Origin of the sequence: Phormidesmis priestleyi ULC007, from assembly GCF_003003695.1 — a bacterium.
GTDB lineage: Bacteria > Cyanobacteriota > Cyanobacteriia > Leptolyngbyales > Leptolyngbyaceae > Phormidesmis_A > Phormidesmis_A priestleyi_A.
The window spans coordinates 1-20,427 of sequence record NZ_PVWG01000010.1 but is presented as its reverse complement, the minus strand read 5'-3'; the positions used below and the strand labels follow the sequence as shown (position 1 = coordinate 20,427).

The 20,427-nt window shown below is 48.4% G+C and carries 17 protein-coding genes; 13 read left to right on the top strand and 4 right to left on the bottom strand.

Annotated elements, in window-relative coordinates:
* Positions 1-14 precede the first annotated feature (14 nt).
* From C7B65_RS10905 to map, 3 genes are all read left to right on the top strand, one after another.
* Entirely contained in the window at positions 15-803 is a 789-nt protein-coding gene (locus tag C7B65_RS10905) for an energy-coupling factor ABC transporter ATP-binding protein (protein WP_073071842.1), read from the top strand.
* A gap of 162 nt (positions 804-965) precedes the next feature.
* Positions 966-3,770, top strand: a complete 2,805-nt coding sequence (locus C7B65_RS10900; RefSeq protein WP_073071840.1) for a M16 family metallopeptidase — start codon at positions 966-968, stop codon at positions 3,768-3,770.
* A 177-nt stretch (positions 3,771-3,947) separates the two neighbouring features.
* On the top strand, positions 3,948-4,760 hold the full coding sequence (gene map, locus C7B65_RS10895; RefSeq protein ID WP_073071839.1) for a type I methionyl aminopeptidase: 813 nt from the start codon (positions 3,948-3,950) through the stop codon (positions 4,758-4,760).
* Positions 4,761-4,815: 55 nt separating this feature from the next.
* Here map and C7B65_RS10890 read toward each other — a convergent pair whose 3' ends face one another.
* Positions 4,816-5,247 (bottom strand): hypothetical protein, encoded by a 432-nt coding sequence (locus C7B65_RS10890; RefSeq protein ID WP_223257376.1) that lies wholly within the window; start codon positions 5,245-5,247, stop codon positions 4,816-4,818.
* 50 nt (positions 5,248-5,297) lie between these two features.
* Between C7B65_RS10890 and C7B65_RS10885 the strand changes: the two genes are divergently transcribed.
* Positions 5,298-5,957, top strand: a complete 660-nt coding sequence (locus C7B65_RS10885; RefSeq protein WP_073071837.1) for a class I SAM-dependent methyltransferase — start codon at positions 5,298-5,300, stop codon at positions 5,955-5,957.
* 5 nt (positions 5,958-5,962) lie between these two features.
* Here C7B65_RS10885 and C7B65_RS10880 read toward each other — a convergent pair whose 3' ends face one another.
* A complete protein-coding gene (locus tag C7B65_RS10880) occupies positions 5,963-6,382 on the bottom strand; it encodes an STAS domain-containing protein (protein WP_073071835.1) in 420 nt (139 codons plus the stop codon).
* A gap of 267 nt (positions 6,383-6,649) precedes the next feature.
* Here C7B65_RS10880 and guaA point away from each other — a divergent pair, with 267 nt between their 5' ends.
* Positions 6,650-8,281, top strand: coding sequence for a glutamine-hydrolyzing GMP synthase (guaA, locus tag C7B65_RS10875; protein ID WP_073071833.1), 1,632 nt, complete (start codon positions 6,650-6,652; stop codon positions 8,279-8,281).
* A 190-nt stretch (positions 8,282-8,471) separates the two neighbouring features.
* Here guaA and cdf31 read toward each other — a convergent pair whose 3' ends face one another.
* Positions 8,472-9,380, bottom strand: coding sequence for a CDF family zinc efflux transporter Cdf31 (cdf31, locus tag C7B65_RS10870; protein ID WP_073071831.1), 909 nt, complete (start codon positions 9,378-9,380; stop codon positions 8,472-8,474).
* A 329-nt stretch (positions 9,381-9,709) separates the two neighbouring features.
* On the opposite strand from cdf31, the gene C7B65_RS10865 reads away from it, so the two are divergent.
* The 8 genes from C7B65_RS10865 to C7B65_RS10830 all read left to right on the top strand — a co-directional run bounded on the left by C7B65_RS10865 (position 9,710) and on the right by C7B65_RS10830 (position 17,362).
* Positions 9,710-10,057 carry a hypothetical protein gene (locus C7B65_RS10865; RefSeq protein ID WP_073071829.1) on the top strand — a complete coding sequence of 116 codons (348 nt, stop codon included), beginning with the start codon at positions 9,710-9,712 and terminating at the stop codon, positions 10,055-10,057.
* A 52-nt stretch (positions 10,058-10,109) separates the two neighbouring features.
* A complete protein-coding gene (locus tag C7B65_RS10860; RefSeq protein WP_073071828.1) occupies positions 10,110-10,493 on the top strand; it encodes a hypothetical protein in 384 nt (127 codons plus the stop codon).
* Positions 10,494-10,620: 127 nt separating this feature from the next.
* Positions 10,621-11,718, top strand: a complete 1,098-nt coding sequence (locus C7B65_RS10855; RefSeq protein ID WP_073072079.1) for an aromatic ring-hydroxylating dioxygenase subunit alpha — start codon at positions 10,621-10,623, stop codon at positions 11,716-11,718.
* Positions 11,719-11,902: 184 nt separating this feature from the next.
* Positions 11,903-12,406 (top strand): hypothetical protein, encoded by a 504-nt coding sequence (locus C7B65_RS10850; protein ID WP_106253991.1) that lies wholly within the window; start codon positions 11,903-11,905, stop codon positions 12,404-12,406.
* A 37-nt stretch (positions 12,407-12,443) separates the two neighbouring features.
* Complete coding sequence (locus C7B65_RS10845; RefSeq protein ID WP_106253990.1) at positions 12,444-13,331, top strand: hypothetical protein; 888 nt, start codon at positions 12,444-12,446, stop codon at positions 13,329-13,331.
* 297 nt (positions 13,332-13,628) lie between these two features.
* The gene (locus C7B65_RS10840; protein WP_073071824.1) at positions 13,629-14,906 is read left to right on the top strand and encodes an aminotransferase class I/II-fold pyridoxal phosphate-dependent enzyme; all 1,278 of its coding nucleotides are present in this window, start codon (positions 13,629-13,631) and stop codon (positions 14,904-14,906) included.
* Between the two features lie 313 nt (positions 14,907-15,219).
* Positions 15,220-16,395, top strand: coding sequence for a hypothetical protein (locus tag C7B65_RS10835; RefSeq protein ID WP_223257375.1), 1,176 nt, complete (start codon positions 15,220-15,222; stop codon positions 16,393-16,395).
* A 10-nt stretch (positions 16,396-16,405) separates the two neighbouring features.
* Positions 16,406-17,362 (top strand): NAD-dependent epimerase/dehydratase family protein, encoded by a 957-nt coding sequence (locus tag C7B65_RS10830; protein ID WP_073071821.1) that lies wholly within the window; start codon positions 16,406-16,408, stop codon positions 17,360-17,362.
* A gap of 233 nt (positions 17,363-17,595) precedes the next feature.
* On the opposite strand, the gene C7B65_RS10825 is transcribed toward C7B65_RS10830, so the two are convergent.
* A complete protein-coding gene (locus C7B65_RS10825; protein WP_073071819.1) occupies positions 17,596-19,545 on the bottom strand; it encodes an iron uptake porin in 1,950 nt (649 codons plus the stop codon).
* Positions 19,546-20,427 lie beyond the last annotated feature (882 nt).

Sequence of the window (20,427 nt, the reverse complement as noted above, 5' to 3'; positions counted from 1 at the left end):
ATTCGTTTTGATCGATGCACCACAATCCGATCTCTATTCAGAGTCTCAGCTATGTCTACTCAGACGGAACACAAGCCCTTAAAGAAATTAGCTTGTCGATTCGAGCAAGTGAGCGAGTTGCATTAGTCGGAGCCAACGGTTCAGGAAAATCTACATTACTCTTGCATTTCAACGGGTTATTAACGCCGCAAACGGGCGAAGTCGTGGTTGGAGAGTTAGCGATCGAGCCACAAAACCTCAAGCAAATCCGCAATTTTGTAGGGTTGGTGTTTCAAAACCCAGACGATCAGCTATTTATGCCAACTGTTTGGGAAGATGTCACCTTTGGCCCGCTCAATCAAGGTGTGAAAGGAGAAGCGCTCAACCATCGCGTCATTCATGCATTGCAAGCGGTTGGGCTTGATCCAAGCTTGTATACTTCTCGTAGCGCCAATGGGTTATCAGGCGGAGAGAAGAAACGAGTTGCGATCGCGGGGGTTCTCGCCATGCAGCCTCAAGTGTTGGTGTTGGACGAGCCATCGGCGCAGTTAGATCCGCGATCGCGCCGACAGCTCATCGAATTATTAGATTCGTTGCCGTTGACTCAGTTAATTGCAACTCACGATTTAGATTTAGCGCTGGAACTGTGCGATCGCACGATCGTGTTAAGTCAAGGTCAGATTGTCTATGATGGCGAAACTGAGCGCGTTTTGAGCGACCCCGAACTTTTGGCTAAACACGCCCTTGAGTCGCCTCTCTGCTATAGCCGCCCCTATTGCCATGTTGAAGATGCGCCTCTCAGTGCCCTTTTGCACTCGCATTGAGCAGGTTTCAGATGAGAACCCGAAACTTGAAAATGAAGAAAGCTAGACTAGGGATCGTCCTATTCGCACAAATGCTGAAACTTTATTTGCTCAGTGTCGATCGAAATAAATGTCTATAGTCCATTTCATTCACCTGACTATCGACTTCATAGGGTTTTGAGCATGTCATTTTTATCTTTTCTGCGACGATATCGCCTTCCTAGTTTTTTGTTTGCTCTCTGTTTAGCAACCATTCTCTTATCAGGAGAAATTGCGCTTTTGCCGTCAGCCAGTGCTGAACAAGCGCCTTCTAAAAAACCAACTCTCACGCAGAGCGTGCCATCTGCTCCTGCCTCTACGACTCAACAGGTCAGAAAAACCGTTTTAGAGAATGGTTTGACGGTGCTAACCAAAGAAGTGCCGACTGCGCCTGTGGTCACTGTGCAAGTCTGGTATCGCATTGGGTCACGCGACGAGGCACCGGGTGTAAACGGCATTGCTCACCAACTCGAACACTTGATGTTTAAAGGCACGAGCGATCGTCCGATTCAATTTGGTCGATTGTTTAGTGCTTTGGGCAGCCAATCTAACGCCTTTACGAGCTACGATCAGACCGCTTATTTTGGTACTGTTGAACGCGATAAACTGCGATCGCTCCTCGCCCTCGAAGCCGATCGGATGCAGAGTGCTGTAATCGGTGCCTCTCAACTGACGAGCGAAAAGCGTGTCGTTATTTCAGAACTGCAAGGCTATGAGAATAGTCCGAGTTATCGGCTCGATCGGGCGGTGATGCAGGCGGCGTTCCCCGATTCTCCTTATGGGTTGCCCGTAGGTGGCACCAAAGCCGATGTCCAGAAGTTTACTGTCGAGCAGGTGCGCGATTACTATCGCAATTACTACAGCCCTGACAATGCGACCGTAGTAATTGTGGGAGACTTTCAAACCGATTCGGCGTTGAAAGCCGTTCAAGAATCGTTTGGCAAAGTTCCGAGATCTGAAAAACCAAAAGCTTCAGCCCAACCTCCTGCCCCTCTCGTGATGAAGGGAAGTCCGGCGAAGGCTGCGATCGTACTCAAACAGCCCGGAAGCGCGTCTCTCTTGCAAGCAGTCTATCCGCTCCCTAACGTCACGCATCCCGATGTACCAGCCCTGCATCTGTTTGATTTAGTGCTGACTCAAGGGCGCAGTTCTCGGCTCTATCAGTCACTGATCGAATCGGGTTTAGCCAGCGACTATAGCGGCTATCCGGCAAACATGATTTCTGGCGGATGGTATGGATTAAGTGCAACGGCTGCACCCGGTCAGGAATTGTCAAAAATTAACCAAACCATCCAGACGAGTTTGGCCGATCTTCGTACCCAACCTGTGACGGCTGACGAACTGAAGCGAGCAAAAACTCAACTCAAATCCTCAGTGCTGCTGCGAAACCGTGACGTTACCAGTCAGGCAATGCAGCTTGGCGACGATCAAACCACGGCTGGAGATTATCAGTTTACCGATCGCTATTTGGCAGCGATCGAGCAAGTCACTGCGGCAGATATTCAACGAGTCGCAAAAACCTATTTTGATCCCAATCAGCAAACATTGGGATTCTTTGAGCCGACTCAGCTAGATGCCAAAGCGGGCGGATCGGTGAATGCAGGTCAAACCGCAGAGCAATTTAATTTAGGCCCACCCGTCGATCCGGCTGAGGTGGCAAAATATCTGCCGCCCGTGACGCAGAGTGATCGCCCGGCTCAAGCACTGCCCGAAAAAATCGTTCTCTCAAACGGGCTGCGAGTTTTGCTGCTGCGCGATTCCAGCACGCCGACGGTTTCGCTCAGTGGTCATTTAGATGCCGGGACTGCCTTTGATACGAGTCAAAAAGCAGGGCTTGCTAAACTGACGGCTGACAACTTAATGAATGGCACCAAAACCAAAGATGCGTTAACCCTGGCGACAACACTTGACGATCGGGGCATTAATCTAGGATTTGATGCCAATCGGGAAGGCGTAGCAATCAGAGCTAACACGCTCGTCGAAAATCTGCCAACGCTGGTGCAAACCGTAGCAGACGTGATGCAAAACGCGGTCTTTCCTGATAAAGAGTTAGAACTGAGCCGTCAACGATCGCTGATCGCTCTCAAAGTTCAGTTAGATAACCCCGCATCGAAAGGCAGACGCACCTTCCAGCAAGCGATCTATCCATCAAATCACCCCTTTTATAACTTCCCGACTGAGGCCAGCTTAAAGGGCATTCAACAGCAAGATTTACTGAACTTCTACAAAAACCACTATCGCCCCGATAAAACCACGTTGGCGCTAGTTGGTGACTTTGACCCGGCTCAGGTGAAGAGTCTATTAGAGAAAGAATTGGGCACCTGGAAGGCAACCGGAAAAGCACCCGCTCTAACGTTTCCTCCCGTGTCGCCGCCTACAAATGTGGTGCGTCTCTATGATGGCATCCCCGGCAAAACTCAATCGATTACCTACATTGGCTACGCGGGGATTAACCGCACCGATCCCCGCTATTATCCCGCGACGGTGATGAACCAGATTTTGGGCGGTGATACGCTATCGAGTCGTTTAGGAACTGAGATCCGCGATCGTCAAGGACTCACCTACGGCATCTACAGCGGCTTCCAGGCAGGCATTCATCAAGGGCCGTTTTTGATCTCGATGCAAACTGCCCCCGAAGATGCGCCTAAAGCGATCTCCAGCACCCTCAAACTATTGGAGCAATTTCGCACCCAAGGCGTAAGCACCAATGAAGTGTTGACGGCGCAGCGATCACTGACCAGCAGCTATCCGGTTGATTTGGCAAACCCCGATGACCTGGCAGAGATCATTCTGATGAACGAAGTCTATGGGTTAAATCCCGCCGAGATTCGTCAGTTTCCTAAACAGATTGACGCGGTGACTCAGGCTCAAGTCAATGAGGCGACTCAAGATTTACTGCACCCCGATCGTCTGGTGGTCGTGACTGCGGGGCCTGCAACGGCTCGTTGAGAAATCGATCGCGAGAGGGCACGACATGTCGTGCCCCTACCCGTGTTCCCATGCGGATCTATCGCGTTAATCAAATTGGATAAGACTCGTTTGTACGAGAATTAAGCTACCTTAGAAAATGGCGAGGGCGTGTGTTGCGCGATCGCTAACTCCACTGCTGAACTACCGCCGATCTCTATGAATATTCTCAGTAATCTGCTTCCCCAGTCTTCTCCCAAAAAGCGTCGAGGCATTGAAATTAAGTCTCAGCGCGAAATCGAGATCATGAGGCAGGCGGCAAAAATTGTAGCGATCGTGCTCAAAGAAATCTCAGAAATGGTCGAGCCAGGAATGACGACGGCTGACCTCGATGCCCATGCTGAAAAACGCATTCGAGAAATGGGAGCTACACCCAGCTTTAAGGGCTATCACGGCTTTCCCGCCTCGATTTGCTCCAGCATCAATCAGGAAGTTGTTCACGGGATTCCGAGCCGCAAAAAAGTGATTAGGACGGGCGATGTGCTGAAAGTTGATACGGGCGCATTTTTTGAAGGCTTTCATGGCGATTCGTGTATTACGATCGCCGTCGGTCAAGTCACACCCGACGCGGCTAAACTGATTCACGTTGCAGAACAGGCACTTTACAAGGGCATTGAGCAAGTTCGCGCTGGAGCATTTTTGCTCGATCTTGCTGGAGCGATTCAAGATTATGTTGAGACAAACGGCTTTAAAGTCGTAGAAGACTTCACAGGGCATGGGGTCGGTCGCAATCTACACGAAGAACCTTCCGTCTTCAACTTTCGCACCCACGCTATGCCAAACGTTAAACTTCGGGCTGGCATGACACTGGCGATCGAGCCGATCATCAACGTAGGCACCAAAAACACGCGCATTCTTCCCGATCGTTGGACGGCAGTCACTTTAGACAACTCCCTCTCTGCCCAGTTTGAACACACCGTTCTCGTCACTGAAGATGGCTATGAGATTTTGACCGATCGCACAAAAGTCTAAAAACAGGCGATGAGTTTTGAAGCCAGGTTTCAAAACTCGTCACTCAAAATTTCCGTTACTCTACTAACTGCGTCACCCAACTTGAGCCATTCTCCTCGCGCTGTTTTTGGGCAAGTCGCCAAGTTTTTCCTTCACTTTGCCGCTGCAAATAAACCTCAAATGGATTGTCTTTTTGAGTCACCGATCGCTGAGAAAGCTTGAGCGTGTAATCATAGTTGCCCTGCACTCGATAAGCCGACAAATTTTGGATCGCCAGAGGTTCTTGACTCGTAACCTTGACTCGATCGACCTTCAGATCGGGTGATTTTAGCCGCAACTGCTGGCTGAGTTCTTGCTGGGTTTGAGTGGCTTGCAGCGCGATCGCTCGTCGCACAATTTGATTGCTAGGAGTCAGATTATTCGCGCTACAGGCTGTTATCAGACTCACTAAGATCACAGCCAAAATGATTTGAATCGATCGCCGCACTTTATTTTCCTCAAACGCCACTTTTAGAGTAACAGGATAGGATGAGCCTGAAAGCGACTTAGGGAGACAGGATGGACAAAAAATCTTTTGGAGTCAGTGATGACCTCTACCGCTATATTGCGGCAAACTCGCCAAACGAACCTGAGATTCTCGCCACACTGCGCCAAGAAACTGCCAATCATCCTCAAGCCAGAATGCAAATTTCGCCTGAGCAAGGGCAGTTTATGGGGTTGCTCGTTCGCCTAATGGGAGCCAAAAAAACTCTTGAAGTGGGCGTGTTTACGGGATACAGTTCTCTCGCGATCGCGTTAGCACTGCCCCCAAACGGCAAGCTGGTCGCCTGTGATATCAGTGAAGACTATACCGCGATCGCTCGTCGCTATTGGCAAGCGGCTGGCGTGACTGACAAAATCGATTTGCACATCGCGCCCGCAATAGAGACGTTAGATCACCTTCTCGAAACCCAAGCTGAAACCTTTGATTTTGCGTTTATTGATGCCGACAAAGGTAACTATGAGAATTATTACGATCGTGCCTTTCAACTGATTCGTCCCGGTGGATTGATCGCGATCGACAACGTACTCTGGTTGGGGCGAGTTGCTGATCCTAACGATCACGACAAAATTACCCAAACGATTCGAGCCTTTAATCAGAAACTAGCGAATGACGATCGCATCATTTTGAGTTTGCTGCCGATCGCCGATGGATTAACGTTAGCGCTCAAAAAATAGATCGCTCAAGGCGAAACTTGTGTATTTTTGTGGTTGTCTAGAAACTGCTCAAAGTTAGGCGTAAATAAATCAGCTTGTGGAGATGCTTCGGTTTCTCGCTGCTGCGCCCAGACTGCATCTAAAGCTGTGCGAGTCGTCGCATCCATCGCCAAAAAAGAAAGGCACTTGCCAATGGCTTGGGCTTGCTTCATGCCTGCCAGCAAGACAGAAATTCCTTCAGCATCTATGCGGGTGACCCACAGCAAATCAACAATGACTGCCTCAGCTTCGACGATCGCTTGCTCTAAGCTGATCTCAAAAGCGGTTTTAACCTCGCCCAACAGCGCTCCACGAGGCTGCAAAACTACCGTTTTGGGAGGCATCTCACTAAGAGGTCTGCCACCCTGAAGGGTCAAAATTCTGTCGATGTTAGCAGAAATTTCCATAAGTTACCTTTGACAATATAGCCAGGGCATTTGTTGCAGCCCACGAGCCTTTATTTCTGGTCGATATGGAATGAGTGCCCATAAAGGTTGTCAGAGTATCACAAATATTTATAAAGAGCAAAATTGTCATCGCATTACTTGAGTCAAGTTTGTTAATGTGATTAAAATAGCCAGAATACCCAAAAGTCCAAATTTATTGACTCCCTTGCAAACTATTTTTTTCAGACGTTTATCTGTCCACTTTTAGGATTCCATCAGGTTATCTCCGTGACTCCTCAGACTGAACAGGCTGTTCTCACATCGCCCTCTGCATCTACCTCAGACACCGGTTTGGATGTGGTCAATCGACAGATGATTGTGATTCTGGACTTTGGCTCCCAATATTCTGAGTTGATTGCCCGGCGCATCCGCGAAACTCAAGTTTATTCAGAGGTGCTCTCCTATCGCACCTCGGCTGAACATCTTAAACAACTCAATCCCAAAGGCATCATTTTTTCCGGGGGGCCGAGTTCTGTCTATGATCAGGGCGCTCCTCATAGCGATCCTGAGATTTGGAATTTGGGCATCCCAGTTTTGGGGGTTTGCTATGGAATGCAGTTGATGGTGCAGCAACTCGGCGGCGGGGTCGAAAAGTCCGATCGGGGCGAATATGGCAAAGCAAGTTTAGAAATCGACGACCCCACCGATCTGCTGACCAATGTCGAAGACCACACCACGATGTGGATGAGTCACGGTGATTCGGTGACTGACCTCCCGCCTGGCTTTGAGCTACTGGCACATACAGCAAATACGCCCTGTGCGGCGATCGCTGATCACGATCGCAAACTTTACGGGGTTCAGTTTCACCCCGAAGTAGTGCATTCACAGGGTGGACAGGCGCTGATTCGCAACTTTGTCTATCACATCTGCAACTGCGAACCCACTTGGACAACGGCGGCATTTGTCGAAGAAGCGATTCGAGAAATTCGGGCAAGGGTCGGCGATAAGCGCGTTTTGCTGGCGTTGTCAGGTGGAGTCGATTCCTCAACGCTGGCGTTTTTGCTGCATCGCGCGATCGGAGATCAGCTAACCTGCATGTTTATCGATCAGGGTTTTATGCGAAAGCTCGAACCAGAGCGGTTAGTGAAACTCTTTGCCGAGCAGTTTCATATCTCAGTTGAATATGTAAACGCCCGCGATCGCTTTATCAACTCAGTCAAAGGCATCACCGATCCCGAAGAGAAACGCAAGCGGATTGGGCACGAGTTTATCAGCGTGTTTGAGTCCGAATCGAAGCGGCTTGGCCCGTTTGACTATCTCGCCCAGGGGACTCTCTATCCCGATGTGATCGAGTCTGCCGACACCAATGTTGATCCCCAAACGGGTGAACGAGTCGCGGTCAAAATCAAAAGTCACCACAACGTGGGAGGGTTGCCCAAAGATCTACGCTTTAAACTAGTCGAGCCACTCCGCAAACTGTTTAAAGACGAAGTGCGGAAAGTGGGACGCTCGATCGGTCTCCCCGAAGAAATTGTCAATCGTCAACCGTTTCCAGGGCCGGGTTTGGCGATCCGCATTTTGGGCGAAGTCACGAGCGAACGGCTCAACATTCTCCGCGATGCCGACTTAATCGTTCGTCAAGAAATTAATCGAGCGGGACTATACCATGATCTTTGGCAAGCGTTTGCGGTGTTGTTGCCGATTCGCAGCGTCGGGGTAATGGGCGATCAACGCACTTATGCCTATCCGATCGTGCTGCGCTTTGTCGCCAGTGAAGATGGCATGACTGCTGATTGGGCAAGAGTTCCCTATGATTTGTTAGAAACGATTTCTAACCGCATCGTCAATGAAGTGCGTGGGGTCAATCGTGTCGTTTATGACATTACATCCAAACCACCTGGCACGATCGAATGGGAATAACTTGAACGATGAGTATTTGATCGCAAACATGGAGGACGAATGTTTGGGGTCAAATGCTCTGTCATACCCATTTCAAAAATAATTGCGATCATTCGATCGGTTGCGAGAGGGCACGGCATGCCATGCCCCTAGGGTTATTTGTGGAAAACGGTCTAAACTCTGTGGAAAACTCTGACGACTTGTGGAAAACTCAATTTTCTACCTGTGAACCGTAGCTAATCTGGTCAGATTTATAAGTGGGTGGCTCTACGTGAATCATCACTCTCACAGGGCTATATTTCTCGGCTAATCGAGCTTCTACTTCCTCAGTGATCTCGTGGGCAGTCAAAACATCACGCGCTTCGACAATCAAATGCATCTCGATAAAAGCCTGCCGACCCACCACACCCCGCGATGCAATATCGTGACAGTTCAACACGCCGGGCACCTGCATCGCGACTTCATAAATCGCTTCTGGCGCGATCGCCATCTCATCGACAAGCGAGGGCAGGTTTTGCTTGAGCACTGACCAACCACTCGAAAACACTAGCAGCGCTACCGGAAAAGACAGTGCCACATCCATCCACTGCCAGTTAAACGCCCAAACGCTGATTAAACCTGCGAGAACGCTGATTGTCACCCAAACATCGCTCATGGTGTGCTGGGCATCTGCAATCAAAATCGGACTGCCCACTCGCTGCCCTTCATGGCGTTCGTAATAGGTGACAAAGATATTAACGCCCAACACAAGCAGCAGCAGCCACAACTCTCCGGCTGAGATGCGAATGGGTTTACCCGTGCCCATCAATCGCTCGATCACCCCTTGCAAAATCTCGAAACAGGCGATTCCCAAAAATGCGGCGATTCCTAAAGCGCCCACAGCTTCAAATTTTTGGTGCCCGTAAGGATGATCGCGATCGGGCATCGGTGACGAAAACCGACTGGCAATGAGTCCCAAAATGTTATTTGCACTGTCGGTTAAACTGTGCAAGGCATCGGCTAATAGACTCAGCGAACCCGTGGCCACTCCGACAAACGCCTTGAGTCCTAAAACAAACAGATTCAGCAACAGGGTAATGATTAACACTCTACGAACCGTTGGTCGATTATCTACTATCACAACTACCCACCTTGCTATTGAGCTGCTCTGTCATTCAGTGTAGATCTCGCAGATTGAAAATACCCTAAAGTCTTGTACGTTAAAGCTTTGGGATTTCTACAACTCGCTTAAGCTGTTGATGATACTCTCAACTAGCAGCTTAGATAAACCGATAACATTCACTTTCTGGCGACATATTTGAGAGATTCTTTTTGTGGATTTTTGTCATTTAGAAATTTAAGAACCACGACGAAGATCCACGATCGTCAGTTAACTTTTCTGCCTAATTCCTAATTCCCGCCTCCACTCTCCAGGTAGGATGAGATATCAGCCCCGTTCAAATAAGTTCTATGTCTTCTCAACTGACTCTTAATCTAATTGAAGGTTCTATCTCTTTTAGCTTTAGCCCAGAGGCTGCTAAAGAATTGAAAGTGACCCTTGCAGAACTAATGGAGCGGCTAAAAATCACTGCCAACAAACCGATTCCTGGCGGTAAAGTTACGCCTCAGAAGCCAGTGGAATATCGCTACACAGGCGATGTTTTTTTAGAAATCTTTTGCAATCCCAACATTTGGGCAACGCCCTTTGCCGCCAAAGTGCTAATCACCCTGAGAGACGATCGCATTCGCATCACCACCGAAGCCGAACTCAGCCGAGTCAATGACGATATCAGTCATTATCTAGAGCAAGTTAGCTGAGAAACGTGGAGTAAAATCAAGGCAATCACTCTTCTATTGATCTCTTTAAACCATGAACTCTGATACCGTCCTTCGGCTATTTCAGAAAGGATTCCACGTCACGATCGGCGCAACGGCAATGCTGATCGAAGTGTTGCAAGACCCACAAAGACGTGAGCAAAATCTATCAAAATTAAAGCTAGAGCTAGATCAGTTGGCGCAAGAATGGGCTGAGAAAGGGGAAATCACTGAGCAAGAAGCCCGCAGTTTTGTAGAGATCTTCCTTGATCAACGTCGCAATGTAAGCGATCGGGCTGCTTCTGAGACGACCGTAACGACGATCGCGACTCCGGTTGTGCCGCCTTCAACAGAGGTGCTCGAACTGCAAGAACTGACTGCCCAACTTGCCGCGATTCGAGCAGAGTTAGCCCATCTGCGAGAGCAAAAAGAACTGTAAGTTTCATTCCTGCAAACTACGCAAGTCTTAATACTGTCTTGAGATAAACGGAATCGCCGAGGAAGAGATGTCAGGATAGAAAATTCCTGGTGATGATATTCATGACCTCATGGAAAGGAGTGTGCTTGTGGAACTAGCGACCACCTTAAAAAGTCAAACCCCTCGCAGTCAGGTGCGAGAAGTCGGCATCAACGGCAACTATTGGTATGCGATCGCGTGGGCAACCGATCTCAAGCCCACAAAAATTCTAACTGCAACGGTCTGGCAGCAATCAATCGCCCTCTATCGCGATCGCCAAAACCAAATCCAAGCCGTCGAAAATGTTTGCCCACATAAAGGCGTTTCGCTCGATAAAGGCAAGGTCGAAGGAGATGCAATTTCGTGCCCCTATCACGGCTGGGAATTTAACGGGCAGGGTGAATGTCTGAATATTCCCTACTTTCCGCCCGATCAAAAGCTTCCTTGTGTGCAGATACGAAGCTTTCCCGTGCAAGAAAAGTACGGCTTGATTTGGGTCTTTCCCGGCGATCAGACGTTGGCAGAAGCGCAACCTTTGATCGAAATTCCAGAATATAACGACCCTAACTGGCTACTGCTCCCCGTCGGTGCAACCTTTAAGGCGCACTTCTCGATCTGCAATGAAAACACGATGGATGTGTTTCACGGTCATCTCCACAAAAACCTGCAAGGCTGGTTTGATCCGGTGCTGCTAAAGCTTCGAGAAACCGAAAACTCAGTCAACGCCGAATATCAACTCTCCTACACAGGCATTGTGAGCCAACTATTAGGGCTAAGTCAATCAGCCGATCGAGTCACTACAAAAGTTATCTCTGTCGATTATCGCTATCCCCATTACATCAACCATCTTCCGGGCATTTCATCGCTCTATCTAATGCGGTTGCCCATCGCGCCCCAAGAAAGTCGCTCTTTCTCACTCTTGTTTCTCAAATTAGGATTGCCTCAGTGGTTGCTAACTATTCTGCGTCCGATCTTGCAGCTTCTGATTATTAATCTGCTGTTTTTACGCTTTCTGAGACAAGACATTGAAATGATCGAGAGCGAACAGGAGAATTATTTGAAAAATCCTCAGCGTCGCTATGTAGAGGTTAACCCCGCGATCGTCGCCGCACAGCGCCTTATGGTGCAGCAATATGAGCAGTTTACACGTCCGCACCCACTTGAAAACCCCTTAGAATCATCGGTTTCGCAAGAGGCATCGGCTTGATGACAGCATTAAAAAAATCTGATTCCCTCTAATTGTTGCAGAATGTAGTCTTTACGATCATGCGCTTGATGCACGATCGCATTACATTACAGAAGTAGTCATCGGGAATAGGTCTAAAGCTTCATCAAGCAATAAATTCCATGCCCCGATTTTCTCTCTCATCCACCTTATGAGAATCAAACCTATGTTGTTTTCAAACTGGCGTGGAAGCATCTTTGCCTTAATGCTGTCTGTCGCTTTGCTGCTCACAGGCTGTCAGCCCAAAGCTCCCTCCCAATTTTCTCAGGCACAGCAAGACAGCAGCAAAAAAGGAGTAACCGCCGTTGCCAAAGATGCGACGCAAGGCAGCGAGTTTAATAAATTTTTCCCGCGCGCTGCTAATGGCTATGCCCGCACGTTTAGCCAAGAAAAGAAAGGATTTGCTGAAGCGAAACTCAACAAAGATGGCAAAAACGTCGCGATGCTGTCGATTAATGACACGACGGGCATTCCCGGATCTGCCCAAAAATATGCCGCAGCAACCGAAAAAATTGCGGGGTATCCTGCCACCAATCTCGGCAATCAAACGGCTGTACTAGTGGGCAAATATCAAGTCAAAGTCCAATCTCGCGATCCGTTATTTGATAAGACCGATCGCCAAGCTTGGCTGCAAAAATTTGATCTTAAAGGGCTAGAAAAACTTCAATAGTCACAGACGAACCCACATTACTCATCAGGAATTTTTCATGAGCAAATCCATTTTTGAACTCGTCGATGCGCTTCCTACCGGAGGCACAACGGTGACTGCGCTCAATGCCTTAGATTTTGTGATTCCAGGGCAATGGCAAAACTTGACGGGCTTCACCAACACGATTCAGGCAGTCACAGGCGAAACCGATGAAGCAATGATTCAAGCGATCGGAGAGCGAGCCGTCTATCTTTATAACGATGAGTCTCAAGGCTATCAGCGCGCAATGTGGCTCTATCAAACCGTCGATAATGCTGCTGGCGCTTTAGGTGCCGCCGCGATGGCAAACAAAATTGGTCAAGACATTTCGTTTTTAGGATTTTTGGGCAATCTCACCCCCAAACCTGAAAAAGTGCAAAGTCTCGACCTGTGCATCAAGCTCGTAGTCGAACTGGTCGCATTTTGCCAAATTAACGGCATTCCGGGAGATAGCATCGGCGACTTCTTGGGTGCGTTGGGCGACTATAGCGGCGAATCTCTGATGCGGATGGCGGCACTGGTCTGTTTTGATGGCATCATTCCGCTAGGGGCCGACTTTATCAATATGGGGCTATCTACGATTCAGCAGACAACCCCCGATGAGCTTCAACACAACCCAAGCTTTAAGAGCGTTAGCAGCTTGATTCCAGGTGGCAACCCTGCTGGTCAGCTTGGTTTTATCACCCAAAGTTTCGATTCGGTCAAAGGCTGGATGGGCGATTTTGTGAGTTCTCGGAACTTGACTCAAGAAAGTCTATTGAGCCACGTCAAACAATATGTCGATATTTCTGCTGACAAACTCGATTATGTGGGCGCATTTCTCGACGTAGCCGTCAAATACTACACCCACACCGGAACGCAAACGCTGGCTCGTCGTTTAGTCGAGCGGGCAGTGGCAGAAATTTGATCCCAGCGTGCAACCAAATTGACCAAAAGACCGTCCGTTATGAGTAGTGCATCACTGAGTGCTGGCTCACGGACTGTCTTTTTCTGCAATCAGTGACTTTGAACTCACTTAGTTAGAGTGCTTACTGATAAGCTGGATTCAGACAATTGACTAATTGACGCATGTTCCTATACTTCAGCTTCGTATCGATGAGTTAGCGGAGTCCTTCGCAAGCCAGATATAGGGTTGGATTAGTTGCGACGCGCTTGGCGCAGCTTTATAGAATCGCTGTCTAAAAAAAGGTGAGAGGAGTTTACTGTGCAAGTTGTCAAGGAGTACGTGCGGCGCTGGTACGAAAGCGGCTTAGATCCCGATGAGTACATTTGCCACAAACGCCAGGGAAATTTTGTCGAGATCGAGGAGGCTGAAACGGGGAGACGACGCACCGTTCTCACCTTTTGCACCAACGATGTTTTGGGGCTGACCCAAGAAGAATCGGTCAAGCAAGCTGCCGTTGATGCCATCTGGCAATATGGAACGTCGAACAGTTCTACCTCGGTGCTCAGTGGTCGCATTGATTTGCATCGTCAGCTAGAAAATGAGATTTCAGCGTTCAAGCACCTGCCTCACACTCAGCTTTTTCTCAATGCGTGGATGGCGGTGCAAGCGTTGATGGATGCGTTTTGCCATTTGGCGATTCCCATTTCGGGGTTTCAAAATAACCGTGAGACGCTGATTTTGACGGATGTTTTGAATCATGGCTGCATCGTCACCGCTGTCGCAAATGCAGGAACTCGCTCTGGCAAAATGTTTGGGCACAGTCCTAGAGTGCGGGTGCGGGCCTATCGCCATTGTGACGTTGAAGATTTGGCGCGAAAGCTGAAGCGCTATGCTCAACCCACCGATCGTATCCTCGTCATTTCTGATGCAGTGTTCTCAATGGATGGCGACATCGCTCCCTTGCCGGAGATGATCGATGTGCTTGCTAACTATCCTGATTCAGTTTTGGTGATGGATGAGGCGCACGCCAGTGGCGCGATCGGGGCAACAGGTCGCGGCATTTATGAACATTTTGGACTCATGCCGCAAGACGCGATCGATCGAGGAATTACGCCTCTGATCATGACAACATTTTCTAAGTTTGCGGCATCAGCAGGCGCAGCAATCAGCACCCATGTGCCCGAACTCAAGCCATTATTAGACGTGTCACCGACCTCGATCGGAACAATTTCGTTACCGCCTCCTACCACAGCCGCCGCGCTGGAGAGCATCCGCATCGTCAGCAAAGAACCCGATCGAGTCAAGGCTCTTCAAGAAAACACGCGATATTTACGATCGTGTCTTGAGGCCCATGATTTTGCAGCGCTTGGAGAAACAAATGTCGTGCCAGTTTTGCTGCCTCCAGAACTCAACCCCAAAGTCTATGCGAGAGAATTGCTGGATTGCGGAATTTGGGTATCTCCAATTTGGTTTATCGCTAAACCGAGAATTCGCATCACAGTCAACGCTCTGCACACCAAAGAAGAGATGGATCGCTTGGTAACAAGCATGGTGAAGATGCGCGATTTGGTTTATAAACCCACGATTAGTGCCTGATTTTAGTGACTTTAAAGAGTTGAGAGCGATCATTCTTTTTAGGGAACGATCGCTTTTTTAACGTCAGTTCGATGAGTTCTTTCGCTGCGTTCTTCAGCCCCCTAAATCCCCCAGTTCTGGGGGACTTCAAGCCCAGAATCTAGGTTCAAAGTCCCCCAATTTTGGGGGATTTAGGGGGCAGCCCGGATTTGCAACCGCAGCGAAAAGCTTCATCGAATTCACGCTTTTTTATGCACCCACTATTGGAGTTGGAACTGGTATATTTTCCATAACAGTTATTAGTGATTGGCGGCAGCCTAAAAGAGGCTATCTAATGATGAATTCTCCTATTGGCACAAACTCGACTCCTTCTCAACCAAGACACCTAAACTTTCAGGTGATTGCTGTCACAAACTCAGCAGAACAGAAGATGTTTTTGGATGTTCCGACTACGGTGTATGCCCACGATCGTAACTGGGTGTCTCCGCTTCGCAGTGACATTGCTAAAAAGTTCGATCCCAGCAATCCCTTTTTTCAATATGGCAGACTTCAGCAGTTTGTTGCCATTCGAGACGCAAAACCCGTCGGTCGAATTGTGGCAGCAGTCAACGATCGTCTCGTCGATCGCGAAGGCAAAAAGATTGGCATTTTTGGATTTTTTGAGTGCATTGAAAACTTTGAGGTTGCTCAAGCTCTTTTAAACGCAGCATCTCAATGGTTAAGAGAGCAAGAAATGACCGAAGTCAGAGGTCCGATCGATCTCTCAACTCACAATAATTGCCTGTTTTTAGTAGACGGCTTTGACTCACCGCCAATGGTGATGATGCCCTACAATCCTTCGTACTATCCTAAGTTTTTAGAGCAAGACGGCTGGCACAAAGCCAAAGATGCCTATGCTTATGACTTTCCGCTCGATAAACCGCTCTCTCCAGAATTTGAGAAGGGCTACAAAATTGCCTGTAAATCTGGGGTTAACTTTCGCCCCCTGCAAACTAAAGGCGAAGGATTTGAGCAAGATGCGATCAGTCTCTATAATTTATTTACGAAAGCCTTTTCTGACAACTGGAGTTCTACCCCTCGCACTCAAGAAGAGTTTTTAGAAGAGGCGAAATCGCTGCAAAGTCTAGTCGATCCCGATGTGTTTCCGATCGCCGAATATAACGGTGAAATGATCGGCTTCTGGATGGGCTTGCCGGATTACAACATTCCACTCAAGCACGTTAACGGTAAACTTAACTGGCTTGGAGTTCTCAAGTTTCTTTGGCATCGTCGTCAAATTGATCAAGGGCGGGTGATTGCAATCTGTTCGCTTCCAGAGTTTCGCCGCAAAATGGTTCCTCTGGCACTAATTTACTTGGGCATGAGTGGAGGAATTCAAAAGGGCAAACCCTATAAAAGAGCAGAATTGTCTTGGGTTTATGAAGATAACTTTGCTTCACGTAAATTGATCGAAGCCTCTGGAGGCAAAGTCTATAAAACTTATCGAATGTATGAAAAGACGCTGGTTTAGAAGGTGAATTATGAAGGTACTCGTCACCGGGGCAAATGGCTTTACTGGTTCCCACTTAGTCAAAGCATTACAAAAACGAGGCGATTCCGTGGTGGGTCTGGTGCGAAAGTCCAGTAACTTGGATCGATTAGCGGATTGTCAGATCGATCTCGCCTATGGTGACATCACCGATCGAGCCGCTCTCGCACAAGCAATGCAAGGAGTTGATACCGTTTTTCACACCGCAGCCTATGTCGAACTCGGACTCGTCAACGCGATCGAGATGGAGCGAGTCAACGTCGAAGGAACTCGTGCAGTTTTAGAAGTGGCCCAATCGATCGGCGTTTCTAAAATGGTGTATTGCAGCACGATCGGTATTTTTGGCGACACGAGAGGAAAAGTCATTGGCGAAACCTTCGAGCGGACTCAAAAAGACTTTTCTTCTGCTTACGATCGCACAAAATATAACGCTCAACAACTTGTCGATCAAGCCTCCGCTAAAGGATTTCCAGTTGTAAGTGTGATGCCTTCTGGGATCTTTGGCGTAGACGATCCGCACTTTATGCCCGTCCTCAATACCTTTCTCAAAGGACGGTTAAAAGTTTGGGCAGGCGGACAAAGAATCACAGGAATTGTTCATGTGGACGATTTAGCAGAAGCGATGATGCTCGCTGCCGATCGAGGTCAACTCGGTGGATACTACATCCTCTCGTCTGGAGATTTATCGACTCGTGAAATGTTTGAGATTTTTAGTCAGGAAACGGGAATCTCTGTCCCGGCTGATGCGCCTGAGCCAGTGGTTCGCGTCGTTGGTAATATCTTGGATGTAATCGGTCGTATCTTCTCGTGGCAACCTCCGATCGACCGAGAACGAGTTCATTATCTTTACGATCGCTGTGTCCGAGTCGATGCCACAAAAGCGAGACGAGAACTAGGATGGAACCCACGATCGATCGAAGACACGCTAAAAGAATTAGTCAAACGGTAGTAAGTTTGTCAATGTCAAGATAATCAACTCAAATTAAACAAAAACCCTGCCAAACGACAGGGTTAAAAGGCTTACCAAATCAAAGCAGGTTTTCAGGAGGGTTCCTAGGGTTGCTTTGCATCAAGAGTTTAGAAGAATTAGATAGGGCATTGTTCCCAGAACGATCGCTGATTTGCAATAAAAAAGCCCTGCGATCGCAGGGCTCTTTAAAATCTATTCAGAAGAACTCGCGATTAGAAGGTGAAGGTTGTTCTCACCGTGCCAATCACAACGTCGTCGTTGTTGTCATTCTGACCAGGATTAATCACCCAAATCACACCAGGCGTAATCGAGATGTTGTCATTCAGTTGATACTTATAGAACCCTTCAATGTGAAGAGGAATGCTGTTGCTCACGCCCTGCGCTCTTTGAACCGCGGTCGGGTTCCCCAAGTAAGGCTCTGCCCCTGCCATGAATCCCAAAAGATTACCCTTCTTACCAAAGTCAGGGAAGGCAACACCCGCACCATAAGTCCAAATGGTACGAGAACCAGCGTTGTCACCCACAAAATCAGCGTTGATGTAAGAGCCAAAGGCATTCAACACAATTTGAGGGCTAAGTCTAAAAGCAACCTCGGCACCGTAAGCGTTGATCTCAGACGGGGTAACTGCGCCAAGTACGTTCCTTCCTTGGTTAGCAAACAAAGTGCCAGAACCGCCAGTGCCACCATTACCTGTGTCAAAGATCGCTGATCGTCTGTAAGCGTTGACGTAGGTTAAACCTAAGCTCAGGGCTTGACTAGGCTTGAAGGTGATCTGAGCTAGTGCAGAGTAACTGCCGTTGAACAAACCATTCCCATTAGAAGGGTTGTTTGCACTAGCAACCGTCGAGGGAACAGCATTACCGAGGGCATCACGACCATTTGAATTATCCGCCAAATAGCCAGCGCTGATGGTAAATGCTGGGGTCAGTTCAAAGTTGATGCCCGCGCCAGCACCACCACCAATCAAATAGATGGGGTTCCGTTGAGCAAAGACCGAAAGAGGACCTGTGCCACCATCAAACGCGTCCAGAGCAGGGCTGACCGTGGGTGCATAGTCATAGTGAAGACCTCCCACAGCGGGGACGTAAACTCTAACCTTTTCGCCAAGGTTGAAGAAGTAGGCAACCCAGTCAGCAAAGATTTGGTTACCACCCGTGTTGCCAAAGTTGAAAGTTTGAAGCCCTTCAGCATTCGTCCCACTTACTTGCCCCAGCCCTAGCCGATTCGGATTCTGTAGGTTGAATGTTCCTGCATTACCTGCTGCAAGACGAGTAACTAACAGGTCACTACCTGTAAAGCTGGTGTTCAAAGCCAGACGAACTCTGTCTTGAAAAACCGTGTTGTTGCCACCGCTGTTCCTAACGCCAAACTCATCGGTGATTGCGAAAATAGCTTCGCCCGCCAGTTTGGTAGTCGTAGAAAATTGCTGCTTCTCAAGCGTTGAAGTCCGAGCTTCTAGAGCGTCAACCCGACCACGCAAGGTTGCTAGTTCAGCCGCAAACTCTTCTTGAAGCCTTTGCAGGGTTGCCAGGTCTTCCTTCTTCACCAAGTCAGCCGTAGCAGCCGCGATTAGCTCGTTGACCCGATCGAGACAGGCATTCAAACCAGCCGCAAACTCAAAGCGGGTGAGAGCGCGATTTCCTCGGAAGGTCTTGTCGGGATAGCCCACAATGCAACCGTAGCGCTCGACTAAAGACTGCAATGCTTGAAATGCCCAGTCAGTTGGTCGAACGTCAGACAATTGAGAAACAGAGGTGACCTGTCCAACCGATGCGCCAGACTTTCCTTCACGGCTGTAACGATTGATTTGGTCGATCGAGTTGAGATCAGAACTCGGTGCTGAAGGCTGCGCTTCTGGAGCAGAAACCTGAGCAATTTGAATCGGAGCGACTTTAGAAAGCTTTAGCTCTGCGGTTGTTTCAGAAACCGCTTTAGCTTGAATTGCTTCAGGAGCGACAACTTCAGCAGCTTGAGTAGTTTTGACTTCAACAGACGGTGCGACAAGCGCCTCAATTTCTTGAGTTTTTGCTGCAATCGTTGTCACCGGAGATGACGAAACGACTACTGACTTTTCTGCGGCGATCGCCCCAGAAGAAAGCGCTAGAGCTGCCCCTAAAACTGCCGGGCTGACCACTAACGAATTCAACAGAAATTTAAACATGAATATTCTCCTCACACCTGTTTATAGAGCGACTGTTTGAGCCTTCTACCTGTCCAATCCAGATTTGTAAACTGCTGCAAAATCACAAAACCCACATGAGGCTATCACCTAAGCAGTTGAATTACGCCAAATTACAATTAGAAAGCGACTTTGAAAATAATAGCAGATGTTTGTCGAGAGAGTACTCAGTATTTTGATCAAACATCGATCGCAAAACGCTTTCTTTTGCAGTCTGCCCCTAGCATTCTCTAAAGGTTGACCTTCGATCGCCTCTACCGAAAGGAATACATGCTTCTATGAAACTACTGATTCACGGAAGCTTCAAGAAACATAAACTGAGCTTTGCCTAGACTCACGGCTGCCAAGATCGTCCCTTTAAAAAACTATCCGCTCCTGCCAAAAGAATCTTGGTAAAACCAAAACTCTAAGGGGCAGGAGCGGTGTAGCGGATCTTCAGATTGAAACTAGACTGCCGGAAGGGACTCCAAGCTAGTCAGCCGTTATGGATGAGCCATCTCTACCTGTGCGGAAGATCTAACTCTAGAGAACAGCCCCGGCGCGCAGCCAGTTCAACACAATCTGACGACCCAGGCGTATACTACTATCTTGCATGGGCATCACCTCCTATTGCCTAAACGGCTTTATTATCAAAGGTTTACAGCGTTAAAAGCAGATAATTTTCACTGCTTTAATCAAGATAACACAGACTTTTTCGAGCGTGTTGCAATCTCACAAAAAAGCTCCCACCTTGATAGTGGGAGCGATGGAAAATGTGCAATCTGAATCTTAGAGAGCGTTACCGCGAGGCAGAACCTCTTCAGGGAATACAAATTTTTCGTGAGGCTGGTCTTGAGAAGCCATCCAAGCGCGGATGCCTTCGTT

Bases quoted from the DNA above. Each gene is read 5' to 3' on its own strand.
- C7B65_RS10905 (WP_073071842.1), top strand. From the start codon at position 15: ATGCACCACAATCCGATCTCTATTCAGAGTCTCAGCTATGTCTACTCA.
- C7B65_RS10900 (WP_073071840.1), top strand. From the start codon at position 966: ATGTCATTTTTATCTTTTCTGCGACGATATCGCCTTCCTAGTTTTTTG.
- map (WP_073071839.1), top strand. From the start codon at position 3,948: ATGAATATTCTCAGTAATCTGCTTCCCCAGTCTTCTCCCAAAAAGCGT.
- C7B65_RS10885 (WP_073071837.1), top strand. From the start codon at position 5,298: ATGGACAAAAAATCTTTTGGAGTCAGTGATGACCTCTACCGCTATATT.
- C7B65_RS10880 (WP_073071835.1), bottom strand. From the start codon at position 6,382: ATGGAAATTTCTGCTAACATCGACAGAATTTTGACCCTTCAGGGTGGC.
- C7B65_RS10865 (WP_073071829.1), top strand. From the start codon at position 9,710: ATGTCTTCTCAACTGACTCTTAATCTAATTGAAGGTTCTATCTCTTTT.
- C7B65_RS10860 (WP_073071828.1), top strand. From the start codon at position 10,110: ATGAACTCTGATACCGTCCTTCGGCTATTTCAGAAAGGATTCCACGTC.
- C7B65_RS10850 (WP_106253991.1), top strand. From the start codon at position 11,903: ATGTTGTTTTCAAACTGGCGTGGAAGCATCTTTGCCTTAATGCTGTCT.
- C7B65_RS10845 (WP_106253990.1), top strand. From the start codon at position 12,444: ATGAGCAAATCCATTTTTGAACTCGTCGATGCGCTTCCTACCGGAGGC.
- C7B65_RS10835 (WP_223257375.1), top strand. From the start codon at position 15,220: ATGATGAATTCTCCTATTGGCACAAACTCGACTCCTTCTCAACCAAGA.
- C7B65_RS10830 (WP_073071821.1), top strand. From the start codon at position 16,406: ATGAAGGTACTCGTCACCGGGGCAAATGGCTTTACTGGTTCCCACTTA.
- C7B65_RS10825 (WP_073071819.1), bottom strand. From the start codon at position 19,545: ATGTTTAAATTTCTGTTGAATTCGTTAGTGGTCAGCCCGGCAGTTTTA.